This is a genomic window from Pseudomonas sp. CIP-10, from assembly GCF_020911845.1.
Taxonomy (GTDB): domain Bacteria; phylum Pseudomonadota; class Gammaproteobacteria; order Pseudomonadales; family Pseudomonadaceae; genus Aquipseudomonas; species Aquipseudomonas alloputida.
On the sequence record NZ_CP087160.1, the window covers coordinates 470,717 to 486,267 of the forward strand.

The following is a 15,551-nucleotide window of genomic DNA, read 5'->3' on the forward strand; positions in this document are numbered from 1 at the left end:
GCCCAATCGCGACGCAAGGCCGCTCCCACAGGTATCGCCTAAGTTTGGATATGTGGGGCCTTGCGTCGCGATTGGGCCGCAAAGCGGCCTCAGCCATCGCATATCTGTGAATGAACTCCCTGTGTAAGCTTTTTCCTACACGACGCGGTGACTTTTCACCACTGTTCTAAGATTGGATCCACTGTTAATCTTTACCACATGGACGTTGCGCAGGAAGCGCATAGGACAGATCAAGGATGACGACGAAGGACCACCTGCCAGGATGGCGGGGCGATACGGATGTCACAGGGAAACAGTCTGGAAAACCCCGCTTCGGCGGGGTTTTCTTTGTGTGCGTGTTTTAGGCCAGCACATCCAGCGGTGATGCCCCCAGCAGGCGGGCGTCCGTCTCTTCCTCAAGCAATGTGCGCAGCAGCTCTACAGAGGCCTGCTGGCGCTGGGCATCGCGAAATACCAGGCCAACCTTCAATGGCACGCGCGGCTCGCTCAACGGCTTCCACAGCAGCCCCTGATCATCTTCGGCGGCCTCCTTGGCGCGCCCCGGCAGAATGGTAGCCAGCGCCGTGTGCGCGAGGCTATCGAGAATCCCTGCCATATTGTTCATCTCTGCCTGCACCTGCGGCCGTCGGCCTTGGCTGGCCAGCTGCGCCTGCCAGATCTGGCGGATCTGGAACTCTTCGCCCAGCATCAGCATGGGCAACTCGGCGGCCTGACGGATGGACACCTTCTTGAAGTCCTTCAGCGGGTGGGTATCGGGTATGACCAGTTGCAGCTCATCTTCGTACAACAGCAGGCCATGCAGCCCTGGCTGGCGCGGCGGCAAGTAGCTGATGCCGATGTCCAGGTTGCCATTGAGCAGGCGCCGTTCGATTTCTAACCCCGACAACTCGTAAATCTGCACGACCAGGTGAGGTTGAGCCTTGCGCAGCCGTTCAAGCAGCTGCGGTATCAGGCTTGGCCGCACGGTCTGCAATACACCGATAGCCAAGGTGCGCAGCGACTGGCCCTTGAAGTTGCGCATAGCCTCGTGGGCGCGCTGCAGGCCGTCGAGCAACGGCAGGGCATGGTTGTACAAGGTGTGGGCGGCCAGGGTCGGCAGCAAGCGTTTGTTGCTGCGCTCGAACAGGCTCAGGTCGAGGCTGTGCTCCAATTGGCGAATCTGCTGGGAAAGCGCCGGCTGTGACAGCGACAGGCGTTCGGCGGCACGGCCTACGTGGCCTTCTTCGTACACCGCGACGAAATAACGCAGTTGGCGGAAATCCATAAGCAATACTTATCGAAAATGCTGGAAAAACGAAATGGTCGAAAACCCTGCTGAAGCCTAGTCTATCGCCGTATTCCAAAGGGTTACAGCGATGATTCGGTCGATTGTTACCCCGGATGAAAAACACTTTTGATAGGAAAGGCAAAATATCGAGTGCCGGCACCAAGACCGCACCGTGGCTGCCCTTTACCGTGATTGGTTGGAGCCCTTGATGAACCTGTTCAACCTGCGCCGCTCGGCTCCTGCCGCCGCCGCCGAGCCCAAGCGTGCGCCGGTGATCGTGCCGCACGCGTCTGAGCTGTCGCCTGAGCGCCTGATGCCCGGCGCCGAACGTGCAGCGCAGGTATTCGTGCGTGGCCAGGGCTCATGGTTGTGGGACAACGAAGGGCATGCCTACCTGGACTTCACTCAGGGCGGTGCGGTCAACAGTTTGGGCCACAGCCCCAGCGTGCTGGTCAAAGCGTTGGGCAACCAGGCTCAGGCGTTGATCAACCCGGGCTCGGGCTTCCACAACCGTGGCCTGCTGGGGCTGGTCAACCGGCTGTGTCAGAGTACCGGCAGTGACCAGGCTTACCTGCTTAACAGCGGTGCCGAGGCCTGTGAAGGGGCGATCAAGCTGGCGCGTAAGTGGGGCCAACTGCACCGCAACGGCGCCTATCACATCATTACTGCCAGCCAAGCCTGCCATGGCCGGAGCCTCGGCGCGCTGTCCGCGTCCGACCCGTTGCCGTGCAATCGCTGCGAACCTGGCCTGCCGGGTTTCAGCAAGGTGCCGTTCAATGACCTCGCGGCGCTGCACGCCGAGGTGGATTCACGCACCGTGGCAATCATGCTCGAGCCGATACAGGGGGAGGCGGGCGTTATTCCCGCTACTCAGGAATACCTCAAGGGCGTGGAAACGCTCTGCCGCGAACTGGGCATCCTGCTGATCCTTGATGAGGTGCAGACCGGTATTGGTCGCTGTGGTGCGCTGCTGGCCGAGGAGCTCTATGGCGTGCGCGCCGACATCATCACCTTGGGCAAGGGCCTGGGGGGCGGCGTGCCGCTTGCCGCCTTGTTGGCAAGGGGCAAGGCATGCTGCGCCGAGCCTGGTGAGCTGGAAGGCAGCCATCACGGCAACGCGCTGATGTGCGCCGCCGGCCTGGCGGTGCTGGACAGCGTGCTGGAACCTGGCTTTTTAGCCCAGGTACAGGACAACGGTCGTCACCTGCGTGAAGGCCTGAGCCGCCTGACCGGGCGCTATGGTCAGGGTGAAGTGCGCGGTCACGGGCTGCTATGGGCCCTGCAACTGAAAGAAAACCTGGCCCGCGAACTGGTGGCTGCGGCCCTGCACGAAGGCCTGCTGCTCAACGCGCCGCAAGCGGATGTAGTGCGCTTTTCACCGGCGCTGACTGTGAGCAAAGGCAACATCGACGAAATGCTGCTGCGCCTGGCGCGCGCTTTCGCCCGCCTGCATGCCCAGCAGCAGGCCCGTCGCGAAGTGCCGGCGTAGCGGCCTGGCAAAGAATTCAACGAACCGTCTGGCGTTCCTGCGCATCGCCCCTGGCCTGTTTCATTCGGCCCGGGGCGTTTTTTTTTGCCTGTGGAACCTCTACGGCTGGGAGCTAGTCTTTGATGTAACCCTTCAGGAGAGACTCGCATGGACTTTATTCGCATCATCATCGCCATTCTTCTGCCGCCGCTGGGGGTGTTCCTGCAGGTCGGGTTTGGTGGGGCGTTCTGGCTTAATATCCTGCTGACCCTGCTGGGTTACATTCCGGGGATCGTGCATGCGGTGTATATCATCGCCAAGCGTTGATACAGGCAGAGATTGGCCCCTGCAGGAGCAGCACAAGGTTGCTCCTGCGGGGGCGCCTGGAACTATTGCACCAACACCCGGCAATAAAATTTCCACTCTTCTTCCAAGGCATGCGCCAGGTTCTCCGCCTTGCGGAACCCATGCCGCTCTCCCGCATAAAAGTGCCCTTCAGCGTCGATCCCGTTGGCCTGCAACGCTGCCAGCATGGACCGCGTCTGTTCCGGCACCACCACTGCATCCAGCTCACCCTGGAAGAAAATCACCGGCACCTTGATGCGCTCTGCATGCAGCAGCGGCGTGCGCTGGCGATAGCGGTCAGCGTCCCGCTGCGGGTCGCCGATCAACCAGTCCAGATAATCACCCTCGAACTTGTGGGTGGCACGGCCCAGGGCTATCGGGTCGCTGACCCCGTACAGGCTGGCGCCGGCGCGAAACACGTCTTGGAACGCCAAAGCGCACAGGGTGGTGTAGCCCCCGGCACTGCCGCCGCGGATGAACGCCTTGCGTTTGTCGACCACGCCCTGAGCTGCCAGGTATTCGACTACCGCGCAGGCATCGGCCACATCGCTCTCGCCCCAGCGCTGGTGCAGTGCCTGGCGGTATTCCCGACCATAGCCGGTGCTGCCCCGGTAGTTGAGCTCGGCCACGGCAAAGCCGCGCTGGGTCCAATACTGGATACGCGGGTCGAGCACGGGATAACAGGCTGAGGTTGGCCCGCCGTGGATGAACACCACCAGCGGTGCGGCGCCTTGCGGCTGCGCTGGCGGGTAGAAGAAACCATGGGCCTGCTCGCCGCCACTGTCGTAGTGGATCGGCTGCGGCAGGCTGATTTGCCCTGCCGGCAGCATTTCGGCACCACCGGCCAGCACGCGTACTTCATGGTTGCTGCGGTCAATGGCAATGACTGCCGGGGGGCTGATGGGCGACGCGGCGATGGCATACAGGTGTTCGCTGTCCATGGCCAGGCTGCGAAAGCGTGTGTAGGCACTGGCGAAACGCTCCATACGGCCATCTTCACCACGCAGCCCCAATTGCCCGAAGCCGTCTTCGAACCAGCTGGCCAGGTAGCTTTGCGGGCCCAGTGCCAACCAGGTACAGGTGCCCAATTGCCAAGGCGCAGCAGCATGGTCTGCCGGTGCGGCAGGCAACGCCTGCCATTGGCCATCGACCTCACCCCAGGGTTGCCAGAAACCATTGCGGTCGGACAGGCAGTAGAGCCGACCTTCGGCATCGAAGCGTGGTTGTTGCAGCGATTCTTCTGCGGCGGCTACACATTGCGTCGGCCCCCAGTGGCCGCTGGCATCGCGCGCGCGATACATCAGCCGGGTGACGGTCCAGGGCTGCGCCGGGCGGTCCCATTCGATCCACGCCAGGCGCTGGCCATCGGCACTGACAGCAGGCGAGGCATAGAAGTCGGCGCCCTCGGCGAGCACCTCGCGGCTGCTGTCACCCAAAGCGACCAGGCGGTGCTCTACCTGCTCGGCATGGCGCTCTTCGACGGCCAGCACCTGGCCGTTGTGCCACTGCACATCGCCATAGCGGCAGCTGGCATCCTGGGTCAGCGCACGCGGTAGCGAATCGTCCAGCGGCTGGGTGTAGACCTGCTGGTCCTTTTCGTTGACGAACACCAGCCCGTCGCCACCCAGGCAGAAGCTGCCGCCGCCGTACTCATAGACCCGGCTGCGTACGCTGAAGCCGTCCGGGGTCAGGCAACGGGCCTGGTAGTGCAGCCAGTGCCAGATACGGCACGCTCCATCGGCCGGGCGGAATTCGTTCCAGAACAGCCCGTCGGCACTGACCTTGAGTTCGGCGAAGTCGGTGCCGGCGGCAACCGCCTGGGCCGCGCTGAACTCAGCCGCGGGCGATGACACGGGAGTTTCGATCATTGCGGAAGGTCATCTGTTCGATCGCGAGCTGGGCGGTTTCTGCCTCCTCGCGGGCCTTGAGGATGATGCCGTGCTCGGTCGATTTGGCGCACACCGGGTCTGCGTTGCTGGCATCGCCGGTCAGCATGAAGGCCTGGCAGCGACAGCCGCCGAAGTCTTTTTCTTTCTCGTCGCAGGAGCGGCAAGGTTCGCGCATCCACTCATAGCCGCGGAAGCGGTTGAAACCGAACGACTCATACCAGATATGGTGCAAGTCGTGGTCGCGTACATTCGGAAACTGCACGGGCAGCTGGCGGGCGCCGTGGCAGGGCAAGGCGGTACCGTCCGGGGTGATGGTGAGGAACAGGTTGCCCCAGCCGTTCATGCAGGCCTTGGGGCGCTCTTCATAGTAGTCAGGGGTAACGAAAATCAGCTTGCACGGGTTGCCCTCGGCCTTGAGCTTGTCCCGGTATTCGTTGGTGATACGTTCTGCCCGCTCGAGCTGCGCGCGGGTTGGCAGCAGCCCAAGGCGGTTGAGGTGCGCCCAGCCATAGAACTGGCACGTGGCGAGTTCGACAAAGTCGGCCTCCAGGGCAATGCACAACTCGATGATGCGGTCGATCTTGTCGATGTTGTGCCGATGGGTGACGAAGTTGAGCACCATCGGGTAGCCATGGGCTTTTACCGCGCGGGCCATTTCCAGCTTCTGTGCAAAAGCCTTTTTCGAGCCGGCCAGCAGGTTGTTCACCTGCTCGTCGCTGGCCTGGAAGCTGATCTGGATATGGTCCAGGCCAGCCTTTTTGAAGTCGGCGATGCGCGCCTCGGTCAGGCCAATGCCCGAGGTGATCAGGTTGGTGTAGTAACCCAGGCGGCGGGCCTCTGCGATCAGCTGGGCAAGGTCCTGGCGTACCAGCGGTTCACCGCCGGAAAAGCCGATTTGTGCGGCACCCATTTCCCGCGCTTCAGCCATGACCTTGAACCACTGTTCGGTGCTCAGCTCTTGGCCCTGGGCGGCGAAGTCCAGCGGGTTGGAGCAATACGGGCACTGCAGCGGGCAGCGGTAGGTCAGCTCGGCCAGCAGCCACAGCGGCAGGCCGACCTCGGGCGTAGGTGGCAACTCAGGCGAGGACGATCCAGTGTTCGGCACGGGCCACCTCCATGAACTGCTCGATGTCATCGGCCACTTCCGGGACATCGGGGAATTGCTGTTCGAGTTCGCTGATAATCGCTGCCACATCACGCTGGCCGTCGATCAGGCCACCGATCAGGCTCGCGCTGTCGTTGAGCTTGATCATGCCTTCGGGGTACAGCAACACATGGCCCTTTTGCGCCGGCTCGTACTGGAAGCGGTAGCCGGGGCGCCAGTTCGGCACTTGGTTACGGTCGAAACTCATAGGGTGATTCCCTTGTGCCACACCCGTTCCTGGGTGACGGAGTGATAGGGTGGGCGGTTCAGTTCGTAGGCCATGCTCATGGCATCGAGCATACTCCAGAGGATATCCAGCTTGAACTGCAGTATCTCCAGCATACGCTCCTGGCCCGCACGGGTGGTGTAGTGCTGCAGGGTAATCGCCAGGCCGTGTTCCACATCGCGTCGAGCCTGGCCCAGGCGGGTACGGAAATACTCATAGCCGGCGGGGTCGATCCACGGGTAGTGCTGCGGCCAGCTGTCCAGGCGTGACTGGTGGATTTGCGGGGCGAACAGCTCGGTCAGCGAACTGCTGGCGGCTTCCTGCCAGCTGGCGCGGCGGGCAAAGTTGACGTAGGCGTCCACGGCAAAGCGCACGCCAGGCAATACCAGTTCTTGCGAGCGCAATTGGTCCGGGTCCAGCCCGACAGCCTGGCCCAGGCGCAGCCAGGCTTCGATGCCGCCATCCTCGCCGGGAGCACCATCGTGGTCGAGCAGGCGCTGGATCCACTCGCGGCGCACTTCGCGGTCCGGGCAGTTGGCCAGGATCGCGGCATCCTTCATCGGGATGTTGACCTGGTAGTAGAAGCGGTTGGCTACCCAGCCCTGGATCTGCTCGCGGGTGGCGCGCCCCTGGTACATCGCCACGTGGTACGGGTGATGGATGTGGTAATAGGCGCCCTTGGCGCGCAGGGCCTGCTCGAATTCGGCAGGGGACATTGGCAGTGCGTCGCTCATTCGGCTGGCTCCTGTAGAACGATTATCTGGCCTGGCACATCCCTCTCCCTTGTGGGAGCGGGCGTGCCCGCGAACACCGGCGAAGCCGGTGCCATGGACCGTGTTGGCTTTTTCGCGGGCATGCCCGCTCCCACAGGGTCTGGTGTCGCCTCACAGACTGTTTTACAACGCGATGCTCATGCCATCGAAGGCAACTTCGACGCCCCGGCGCAGGACTTCGGCGCGCTCGGGTGAGTCTTCGTCGAGAATCGGGTTGGTGTTGTTGATGTGGATAAGTACCTTGCGCTGGCGCGGGAAGCCGTCGAGCACTTCCAGCATGCCGCCAGGGCCGTTCTGGGCCAGATGACCCATCTCGCGGCCGGTGCGGGTGCCCACGCCACGGCGCTGCATTTCGTCGTCTTCCCACAGGGTGCCGTCGACCAGCAGGCAGTCGGCACCGTGCATCATCGCCAGCAGCTTTTCGTCTACCTGGCCCAGGCCCGGGGCGTAGAACAGCTTGCCGCCGGTGCGGGTGTCTTCGACCATCAAACCCAGGTTATCGCCCGGGTGCGGGTCGAAGCGGTGCGGGGAGTAGGGCGGCGCGGCGCTGCGCAGGGGGAAGGGGGTGAACTTGAGGTTGGGGCAGGCGTCGATCACGAAGCTGCCTTCCAGCTCGATACGGTTCCACTGCAAGCCACCGTTCCAGTGGCTGAGCATGTTGAACAGCGGGAAACCGGTGGTCAGGTCCTGGTGGACCATGTCCGTGCACCACACCTGATGCGGGCAGCCTTCGCGCAGGCTGAGCAGGCCGGTGGTGTGGTCGATCTGGCTGTCCAGCAGGACGATGGCGTTGATACCAGTGTCGCGCAGTGCCCGGGCCGGCTGCATCGGCGCAAAGGCCTGCAGTTGGGCGCGGATGTCGGGCGAGGCATTGCACAATATCCAGTGCACACCGTCGTCGGACAGGGCGATGGATGACTGGGTGCGCGCCGTGGCTTTCAGGGTGCCATCACGGTAGCCCTTGCAGTTGACGCAGTTGCAGTTCCACTGCGGGAACCCGCCACCGGCGGCGGAGCCGAGAACCTGGATGTACATGGCCACTCTCTATGCAGAAACCGGATCTGAAAAACGAAAACGCCCCGGCAGGCCGAGGCGTGAAACCCTAAGCCCGGCTTAGCGGTTAGCGAAGTACATGGTGACTTCGAAGCCGATACGCAGGTCAGTGTATGCAGGTTTGGTCCACATGGAATTACTCCTTCCGAATGAGGGTTGGGTTGTTCAGCTACTACTTGGGTACCGCCATGCGTTGGCAGTTCCGTGAAAACGGGATTGCGCTATCTTACAAGAAAAATTTGAACCGGAAGGTTAATTATTCGAGAAGCGCCGTTGCAGTTCGCGTAATAATCATCGATCTTCACCCTGCCAGGAAGTATCTGGCGCGGCAGCGTTGGCCAAACATAGCCAAGCGGAACCTGGGTCGAGCAGGTCGCTCAGCAGGTGGTCCAGATCCGTCTGCCGCGTAGTCAGGATAGACCTGCGCAGTACATCCAGCCTATCGGCTTGTGTGCCCAAGTGTGTCTGCCACGCCCATTCGGCGACATCGGCATTGGCCATGGCGGGTTCGTCGAATTGCCCGGCCAACGCCTGGCGAGCGGCCGGGTCAAGGGTGACGCCATGGCGCAGCAGGCTGAGCAGGTGGTCGAGCACCTGTGCCTGACCGGTGTTGGGGGACTGCACACCGAACAGCAGCCCACCGACCCCCTCGACCTGACGAAAGGCGCTGAACACCGCGTAGCCGAGTTGCAAGTCTACCCGCAGGCGCTGGTAAACCGGCCCTTGCAGCAATTGGGCTAACAGGCGGCCTGCGGCCTCTTTTGCTGCCGGCAACGGGCAGAACAGCAGCAGGGCATGTTCGCTGCCTGGCACTTGGGCATGCTGCCAGCGGTGGTTGGCCCATGATGGCAGGGGCCCCGGCCGCGAGCCTTGCCCAGGGCACTGCAACAGCGCGGCGCCCAAGGCGTTTAGCGCGGTATCCTCGAAACCTGCAGCCATGCCATGCCACTCGGTGTGCAGCCACAGGCTGTCGAGCTGCTGCTGGGTCAGCGTGCAGGCAGGCACCGCTGCGGGCAGGCTACCCCGTACCGCGTCTGGCAGTTGCTTGAGCAGTGCCCTGATGGGGATCAGGGCCGGGGGCTGCGCCGTGTCGGGCAGCCAGCAACTGGCAGGTGGCTTGAGCATCAAGGCCAAGGCTTGTTCCACTGCCCGCAGCACTGCTGCTGGCAGGCCGGCGCAGCGCAACTGCCAGTATTCTCCGGCGCTGCTGTACTGCAGTTGCACGGAGGCGCGGTCACAGCGTTCCTGCAGTGGTGCCAGGGCCAGTTCCAGCACACGCTGTAGCTGCTGGCGCAAAGGCGAAGGTACATACCAGCGCAGGTACAGCGCAGCGTATTGGCGCGCGGGCGGGAGCTGGTCACTGATCTTCAGCGCTGCCGGCAGCGGCTGCGCCTTGGCATGGGGCAGGTCAGCCTTCAGCAATGGATCGACTGGCAAAAGCTGCCAATCGCCATGGTCGCCACCTGGCAGGCTTTCCAGCAGGGCGCCAAGCGCCTGCAACCCTTGGGCATCCAGCTTGGCGAACGGCTGGCCTGTGCTGTCCCGGCGGGCCAGCTCGAGCGCGCTGGCACTGTGCGCACGGCTGTGCTGCAACAGGCCGAATTGGTGGTTCAACTGTTCGCGGTCGGCCTGGCGGATGAACCTGAACCAACCTTGCAGCAGGGCGCTGGCTTCGTCCGGGCAAGCGTCGGCACTGAGCTTCAGGTCAAGGTGCCACAGCAGCTGACCGGCGAACGCATACAGCCTTTCGGCCGTGAAACGTTGTAGCCAGCCACGCTCGCGAAGCGCGCCCAGCCAGGTACCTGGGCGGCTGTCCTCCAGGTAAGCGATCAGCAGTTCCAGGGCGTGCTCGGCACCACTGGGGAGGCTTTGGTGCGTGAAGGTCAAAGCGCTAGCCATTGCTGGCAGTGGCGGCGGCAGCATTTGCGGCACGCGCTCACCTGCGGCGAACAGTTCGGCATGCTGCCGGGCAAGGCGTTCAAGTTCATCCAGCGGCTGCGGACCGCAAAGGCTCAGGCAGATCTGGCCGCCTTGGTAGAAGCGCTGATGAAAGCCCGCAAGCGCTTGCTGGAAGGCCGCATCGTGCAAGGCCAGGGTGTATCGATTGCCAGCATGAAAAGCGCCCAGTGGATGCTTGGCTGACACTGACTGCAGCAAGGCGAACTGCTGTTGGGCCGATGGATTGCGCGACCAGGCGATGAATTCGGCATGGATCACTTCGCGTTCACGGCGTTGGCGTTCGATGCCCAGATCCGGTTCTGCCAGCATTTGGCACAGGCGCTCGAGACCGCCACCGAGCGTGTTGGGGGGCACCTCGAAGAAAAAGTCGGTGGCGCGTTCCCGGGTGCTGGCGTTGACCTGGCCGCCCAGGGCTTGCACGTAGCGCATCAGTCCGTCTTCCAGCGGGAAGCGCGGGGTACCGAGGAAGAACAGGTGTTCGAGGAAGTGCGCCAGACCGGGCCATTTGGCAGGCGCGTCGTGGCTGCCCGCGTGCACCCGCAGTGCGGCGGCCGAGCGCTTGAGGCGCGGGGCGTGGCGCAGGGTCAGCTGCAAGCCGTTGGCGAGGGTGAGGTGGCGGATGGCGTCAGGCATGGGGGCTCCGGTGGCTGCTTTCCATGCTAACCGATTTGTTCGCAGGCCCGGCCTTTTCGCGGGTAGGGCGCCGGTATGAAAGGCAGCGCAGACCCCGTGGGAGCGGGCGTGCCCGCGAATGGGCCGCATAGCGGCCCTTGTCAGCCTTTACGCAGGTGCAGCTCCTGGCGCAAATCGGTCAGGTAGGGAAACGCCGTGCGCCCCTGCACCACCCGCTCATGTTCAAGCTCTGCCAACAACTGGCACTCATCCCGCCCGGCCATGGCCAGCAAGCTGCCATCCGGGCCGATGATGCTGCTCTGCCCGCAATACTCAATCTCGTCTTCCGCACCGCAGTAGTTGGCATATACCAGGTAGCACTGGTTTTCCTGCGCCCGCGCTCTCACGGTCACCTGGCAGGTAAAGTCGTACGGCGTCATGTTCGCCGTCGGCACCAGGATCAGCTCGGCGCCATCCAGCGCCAGGCGTCGGGCGTTCTCCGGGAACTCGATGTCGTAGCAGATCAGCAGGCCAACCTTCCAGCCTTCCAGTTCCACCACCGGGAAGTGGTCGGCACCTGGGCTGAACATCGAGCGGTCCAGTTCACCGAACAGGTGCGTCTTGCGGTAATTGCTCAGGCTGCGGCCATGCGCATCGATCAACTGCACGCTGTTGTAGATCGCCCCGTCGTCACCGCGCTCCGGGTAGCCATAGACAATGGCGATGCGGTGCGCCTGGGCGATCTCTACCACGGTCATGGCTGCCGGGCCATCGGCGGCCTCGGCCAGGCGCTCGACCTGGGCCAGGCCGATGTTGTAGCCGGTCAGGAACATCTCCGGGCACACCAGCAACTGTGCGCCGCGTTCGGCTGCCAGCTGCGCCTGGTGGCGCAGCCGTTGCAGGTTGCCGGGCACATCCAGTGGCTTGGGTGCGCCCTGGTACAGAGCGATGCGCATGGTGCCTCCTTGTCTCAATCCGCCAGGGCGATCGGGCCGATTTCGTTGAACACATCGCCCGGGCCGGGGTTGTCGGGGTGGGTGTGGCCACCAAAGTGGTTCATGATACCCCACACTGCATTCAGCGACGTCTGCACCGCGCCTTCAACCCAGGCGGGGGTCCATGACACGTCGTCACCGGCAATGAAGATACCGCGCTGCTCTGCCGGCATGTCCTGCTGCATGAAGTGCGCGTACATGCGCTGGTTGTAGCGGTAATGGCCCGGAAGCGCGCCTTTGAAGGCGCCGAGGAAGTACGGGTCGGCCTCCCAGGAAACCGTGATCGGGTCGCCGATGATGTGGCCGGCGATATCGGTCTTCGGGTAGATCTTCTTCAGCGCATCCAGGGCCAGTTGTACGCGCTTCTCCACCGGGTGCGGCAGCATCTTCAGCGCGTCGCTCATCCACGAGTATGACAGGCAGATCACCCCGGGCTTGTCGTTGCCGTTGTCGAACAGGTAAGTGCCGCGGGTGAGGCGATCGGTGAGGGTCATGCTCAGCAGGTCACGGCCGGTTTCCGGGTCCTTGTCCTTCCAGAACGGGCGGTCGACCATGACGAAGGTTTTCGACGACTGCATGTAGCGGGTACGGTCCAGGGCCATCCACATCTTTTGCGAGAACAGCGATTCTTCGCAGTCGATCTGGGTGGTCAGCAACCAGGTCTGGCAGGTGGCGAGTACTGCGCTGTAGTGGCGGGTATCGCCCCAGTTGTCGGTGACCGCCAAGCGGCCATCGGCGGCGCGGGCAATGCGCTTGACACCGGTACGCGGTGCGCCGCCATGCAGCGTGCTCAGGCTGGTGCCCTCTGGCCAATGCACGCAGCGTTCCGGTACGTGGCGCCAGATGCCTTGTGGCACTTGTTCCACGCCCCCGACCACCAGGTGCTGGTGGTCGTCGCAATTGGTCATCACCACGCGGAAGATTTCCAGCATCGAGTTGGGGAAGTCCGAGTCCCAACCGCCGGTGCCGAAACCGACCTGGCCGAACACTTCGCGGTGCTGGAAGCTCAGCTTGGCAAAAGAGCGCGAGGTGGCGACGAAGTCGTAGAAGGTGCGGTCGTCCCACAGCGGCACCAGCTTGTTCCAAAGTTCCTTCAGGCGCGGTACATCACGGTCGCGGATGGCCTGCTGGATATCGGCGAACTGCGCACCGCTCTCCAGCGCATCGGCCCAGGCGTCGGCTACCTCATGAAACAGTTGTGGCAGGTCGGTGGGCTTCTCGGCGTAGTAGGTCTGGCCTTCCAGGTCGATCACCGTGCTGCCCGAAGCCGGGGTCAGCGGGTTGGGGAAGGGCTTGGTTTCCAGGCCCAGCTTGTCGACGTAGTGGTAGAAGGCGGTGGACGACACCGGGAAGCGCATGCCACCCAGCTCGGCAACGATCCCGTCAGTGCCATTGAAGGCTTGCGAGCGCAGCCGGCCGCCCAGCTTGGAAGCCTCGTACACCACCGGCTTGAGGCCCAGCTTCATCAGCTCGTAGGCCGCTACCAGGCCGGCGATACCGGCACCGACAATGGCCACCTCTTCCCCATGGCGCTCAGCCGGAATGCTGCCCAGGCCTGCCGGGTGTTCCAGCCAGTCGTCGAAAGCAAAAGGGAAGTCCGGGCCGAAAATGGTGATCGGCTTCTTGCCGTCGGCGGGGTGGCGGTTCTTCTTGTTCATGAAATGACCTTGCCAGAGAGGCTGCGCGAGGAGCGGAGCCTGAGTATAGGAGATGCCCGGCTGTCATTTTAGGGAGTGAGGTGTTCGTTATTAAGGTGCAGAGTGCTGTCTGAATGTAGTTAGTTTCGTCGTAATGATTAGGTTAATGTTCATTAAGACGAGGCAGGCGGTCGAGGTAATTCAAAAAACACCTTGGCCCTTTGTAGGCGCGGGTTCACCCGCGAATGCGTCGGTAGATTCTCTGCCCCATTCGCGGGTAAACCCGCTCCTACAACCGGCCTCATCGATAACCCCACCCGAGCGCCAGTCCGTTCAAAGCGGCTGTCCACGGTCCACCTTGCTGCTGAGAATGATCGACGTGGTGGTTTTCTCCACCCCGTCGACACTGCCAATCTGGTCGAGCAACTGATCCAGCTGCTCGGGCGAGTCCGTACGCAGCCAGGCCACATAGTCGAATTCGCCGCTTACCGCACACAGCTGCTGCACCTGGCCCATGGCACTCAGGCGCCGCACCACGTCCTTGCCGGAGCGTGGCTGCACCTTGATCCCGACATACGCCTGCAACCCGCCGCCTATCACACTCTGGCCCAGGCGTACGCCATAGCCGGAGATAACCTTGTTTTTCTCCAGCCGCTCCAGGCGCGAATTGACGGTGGTGCGGGCGATGCCCAACTGGCGGGCGAGGGTGGCGACGCTTTCGCGGGCGTTGATCTGCAGCAGGGCGATCAGCTGGCGATCGATTTCATCCAGCGTAATGGAGCGGGAGTCCGACATGGCGAGTCTCTACGGTTGGCCCGCTAGCCTAGCCAGCCTGTGCCAATCAGGGCAAGGCCAGGTACAGTCGATCACCGTTGACGGCGTCGGCTTGGCACTTTGGGTTAGAACGGCCACGCATGTCCGAAGGCTGCGTCTTCGACACTAATTCGGCATGATGAAGTGCTAGTTCAACGGGAACCTCAGCGTGAACCTCGACCACCTGCTCGAATGCTGGCGACTGGAAGTCTCCAACAAGAAAAGGCCCGGACGCCCTATCAGCCTGCTGTTCAACGTGCTGCGCCGCGCACGCAAGGACAACAAACTGCGTTTCCTCTTCGCCTATCGCCTGGCCCAGTACCTCGACGCCCGCGGCGGCCTTGCCCGGCGTCACGCCCGGCGCATGCAACAGCGGCTCAACCTCAAGTATGGGGTGGACATCGACATCGGCGCCCAGATTGCCCCGGGCCTGCGCATCGCGCACCTGCCGGGGGTGGTGATTACCCGGTACGTCAGCATCGGGCGCAACTTCTTCATCCGGCAGAACTGCTCGATCGGCATCAAGACCCTGGGGTTGCAGGAGTACGCACTGCGCATTGGTGACAACGTGAGCATGGGCGCCAACAGTTGCATCGTTGCTGATCGCATCGACATTGGCGATGACGTGGTGATTGGCGCGATGTCGTTGGTTACGCGGGATATTCCGCCTGGCATGACCTTCTACAACCCACGGCAGGTCGAGATGCGTCCGGGAGGGGATTAACCAACAGCGGTACATTTGCGGACGTTGGCAGAGGGGGTGGTGGAGCAGGCTGGGAGGGTTCTTATGGGGTTGCCCATGGTTGATCGCCTCACCCGATGGACTGGATCGTGCAGTGGTGCGGCCGTCTTCATTTATCCCCAGGCGCCGCGCCAGTGATGAGCGCACCGAACGAATACGCAAAAGGCTTGAGGCAGTTGGCTCTGTAGCCAGCTTCTTGGCGTCCGTTGTCACGGGGCAGGCCCAGGTTCATTCATAGGCTTACTCATCTGTGAGCCGATTAGCGAGCATATTCGGCTCATTTTGTGAGCTGATAATGGCGGCTATTCGGCTCATTGTCTGATCCTCAAGCTAGGGTGTTTGGCTTGAAGTATCGATAGGGCACCTTTCCGCGATTATCGGCGTGCTGGTTAGTCGGCTTCCTGGTGGGGCTGATTTCGCTGAGATAGTGTTTCAGCGCCACTTCCAAGGTCATGCGCTCGGCGCCGCTGCGCTGGATGTACACGCCCCGAACATTTATTTCTTGCGGGCATGAAAAAGCCGCGCAGTGCGCGGCTTGTAAGCTGGTGGGCCCACACGGACTCGAACCGTGGACCAAAGGATTATGAGTCCTCTGCTCTAACCGACTGAGCTATAGGCCCTCAGTAAG

Annotated in this window: 14 protein-coding genes, 1 tRNA gene and 1 pseudogene; 3 read left to right on the forward strand and 13 right to left on the reverse strand. The window is 62.7% G+C overall.

Annotated elements, in window-relative coordinates; translation table 11 throughout:
• Positions 1 to 340 precede the first annotated feature (340 nt).
• The gene (locus tag LMH93_RS02055; RefSeq protein ID WP_003255599.1) at positions 341 to 1,264 is read right to left on the reverse strand and encodes a LysR family transcriptional regulator; all 924 of its coding nucleotides are present in this window, start codon (positions 1,262 to 1,264) and stop codon (positions 341 to 343) included.
• 211 nt (positions 1,265 to 1,475) lie between these two features.
• Between LMH93_RS02055 and LMH93_RS02060 the strand changes: the two genes are divergently transcribed.
• Both LMH93_RS02060 and LMH93_RS02065 read left to right on the forward strand, forming a co-directional pair.
• A complete protein-coding gene (locus tag LMH93_RS02060; RefSeq protein WP_011953286.1) occupies positions 1,476 to 2,756 on the forward strand; it encodes an aspartate aminotransferase family protein in 1,281 nt (426 codons plus the stop codon).
• A gap of 147 nt (positions 2,757 to 2,903) precedes the next feature.
• Entirely contained in the window at positions 2,904 to 3,062 is a 159-nt protein-coding gene (locus tag LMH93_RS02065; RefSeq protein WP_003177654.1) for a YqaE/Pmp3 family membrane protein, read from the forward strand.
• Between the two features lie 62 nt (positions 3,063 to 3,124).
• On the opposite strand, the gene LMH93_RS02070 is transcribed toward LMH93_RS02065, so the two are convergent.
• The 10 genes from LMH93_RS02070 to LMH93_RS02115 all read right to left on the reverse strand — a co-directional run bounded on the left by LMH93_RS02070 (position 3,125) and on the right by LMH93_RS02115 (position 14,163).
• A complete protein-coding gene (locus LMH93_RS02070) occupies positions 3,125 to 4,948 on the reverse strand; it encodes a S9 family peptidase (protein ID WP_230064802.1) in 1,824 nt (607 codons plus the stop codon).
• The gene (gene pqqE, locus LMH93_RS02075) at positions 4,914 to 6,074 is read right to left on the reverse strand and encodes a pyrroloquinoline quinone biosynthesis protein PqqE (protein ID WP_014860209.1); all 1,161 of its coding nucleotides are present in this window, start codon (positions 6,072 to 6,074) and stop codon (positions 4,914 to 4,916) included. The genes LMH93_RS02070 and pqqE overlap by 35 nt, the downstream gene beginning before the upstream one ends.
• Positions 6,046 to 6,321, reverse strand: coding sequence for a pyrroloquinoline quinone biosynthesis peptide chaperone PqqD (pqqD, locus tag LMH93_RS02080; protein ID WP_003255595.1), 276 nt, complete (start codon positions 6,319 to 6,321; stop codon positions 6,046 to 6,048). Before pqqD ends, pqqE begins: the two co-directional genes overlap by 29 nt.
• Positions 6,318 to 7,073 carry a pyrroloquinoline-quinone synthase PqqC gene (gene pqqC, locus LMH93_RS02085; protein ID WP_003255592.1) on the reverse strand — a complete coding sequence of 252 codons (756 nt, stop codon included), beginning with the start codon at positions 7,071 to 7,073 and terminating at the stop codon, positions 6,318 to 6,320. Before pqqC ends, pqqD begins: the two co-directional genes overlap by 4 nt.
• A 162-nt stretch (positions 7,074 to 7,235) precedes the next feature.
• Positions 7,236 to 8,147, reverse strand: coding sequence for a pyrroloquinoline quinone biosynthesis protein PqqB (gene pqqB, locus LMH93_RS02090; protein WP_003255590.1), 912 nt, complete (start codon positions 8,145 to 8,147; stop codon positions 7,236 to 7,238).
• A 78-nt stretch (positions 8,148 to 8,225) separates the two neighbouring features.
• Positions 8,226 to 8,297 carry a pyrroloquinoline quinone precursor peptide PqqA gene (pqqA, locus tag LMH93_RS02095; protein ID WP_003243383.1) on the reverse strand — a complete coding sequence of 24 codons (72 nt, stop codon included), beginning with the start codon at positions 8,295 to 8,297 and terminating at the stop codon, positions 8,226 to 8,228.
• A gap of 159 nt (positions 8,298 to 8,456) precedes the next feature.
• Positions 8,457 to 10,757, reverse strand: a complete 2,301-nt coding sequence (pqqF, locus tag LMH93_RS02100; protein WP_070096862.1) for a pyrroloquinoline quinone biosynthesis protein PqqF — start codon at positions 10,755 to 10,757, stop codon at positions 8,457 to 8,459.
• 140 nt (positions 10,758 to 10,897) lie between these two features.
• Positions 10,898 to 11,692, reverse strand: a complete 795-nt coding sequence (locus LMH93_RS02105; protein WP_003255587.1) for a carbon-nitrogen hydrolase family protein — start codon at positions 11,690 to 11,692, stop codon at positions 10,898 to 10,900.
• 14 nt (positions 11,693 to 11,706) lie between these two features.
• On the reverse strand, positions 11,707 to 13,389 hold the full coding sequence (locus LMH93_RS02110) for a flavin monoamine oxidase family protein (RefSeq protein ID WP_003255585.1): 1,683 nt from the start codon (positions 13,387 to 13,389) through the stop codon (positions 11,707 to 11,709).
• Between the two features lie 312 nt (positions 13,390 to 13,701).
• Entirely contained in the window at positions 13,702 to 14,163 is a 462-nt protein-coding gene (locus LMH93_RS02115) for an Lrp/AsnC family transcriptional regulator (RefSeq protein ID WP_003255583.1), read from the reverse strand.
• Between the two features lie 187 nt (positions 14,164 to 14,350).
• On the opposite strand from LMH93_RS02115, the gene LMH93_RS02120 reads away from it, so the two are divergent.
• On the forward strand, positions 14,351 to 14,905 hold the full coding sequence (locus tag LMH93_RS02120; RefSeq protein ID WP_003255582.1) for a serine acetyltransferase: 555 nt from the start codon (positions 14,351 to 14,353) through the stop codon (positions 14,903 to 14,905).
• A 394-nt stretch (positions 14,906 to 15,299) separates the two neighbouring features.
• On the opposite strand, the pseudogene LMH93_RS02130 reads toward LMH93_RS02120, so the two are convergent.
• Together LMH93_RS02130 and LMH93_RS02135 are read right to left on the reverse strand one after the other, a co-directional pair.
• Positions 15,300 to 15,416: pseudogene (locus LMH93_RS02130) on the reverse strand (site-specific integrase); the annotation flags it as partial.
• Between the two features lie 50 nt (positions 15,417 to 15,466).
• Positions 15,467 to 15,543, reverse strand: a tRNA-Ile gene (locus LMH93_RS02135).
• Between the last annotated feature and the right edge of the window lie 8 nt (positions 15,544 to 15,551).

Bases quoted from the DNA above. Each gene is read 5' to 3' on its own strand.
- LMH93_RS02055 (WP_003255599.1), bottom strand. From the start codon at position 1,264: ATGGATTTCCGCCAACTGCGTTATTTCGTCGCGGTGTACGAAGAAGGC.
- LMH93_RS02060 (WP_011953286.1), top strand. From the start codon at position 1,476: ATGAACCTGTTCAACCTGCGCCGCTCGGCTCCTGCCGCCGCCGCCGAG.
- LMH93_RS02065 (WP_003177654.1), top strand. From the start codon at position 2,904: ATGGACTTTATTCGCATCATCATCGCCATTCTTCTGCCGCCGCTGGGG.
- LMH93_RS02070 (WP_230064802.1), bottom strand. From the start codon at position 4,948: ATGATCGAAACTCCCGTGTCATCGCCCGCGGCTGAGTTCAGCGCGGCC.
- pqqD (WP_003255595.1), bottom strand. From the start codon at position 6,321: ATGAGTTTCGACCGTAACCAAGTGCCGAACTGGCGCCCCGGCTACCGC.
- pqqC (WP_003255592.1), bottom strand. From the start codon at position 7,073: ATGAGCGACGCACTGCCAATGTCCCCTGCCGAATTCGAGCAGGCCCTG.
- pqqB (WP_003255590.1), bottom strand. From the start codon at position 8,147: ATGTACATCCAGGTTCTCGGCTCCGCCGCCGGTGGCGGGTTCCCGCAG.
- pqqF (WP_070096862.1), bottom strand. From the start codon at position 10,757: ATGCCTGACGCCATCCGCCACCTCACCCTCGCCAACGGCTTGCAGCTG.
- LMH93_RS02105 (WP_003255587.1), bottom strand. From the start codon at position 11,692: ATGCGCATCGCTCTGTACCAGGGCGCACCCAAGCCACTGGATGTGCCC.
- LMH93_RS02110 (WP_003255585.1), bottom strand. From the start codon at position 13,389: ATGAACAAGAAGAACCGCCACCCCGCCGACGGCAAGAAGCCGATCACC.
- LMH93_RS02115 (WP_003255583.1), bottom strand. From the start codon at position 14,163: ATGTCGGACTCCCGCTCCATTACGCTGGATGAAATCGATCGCCAGCTG.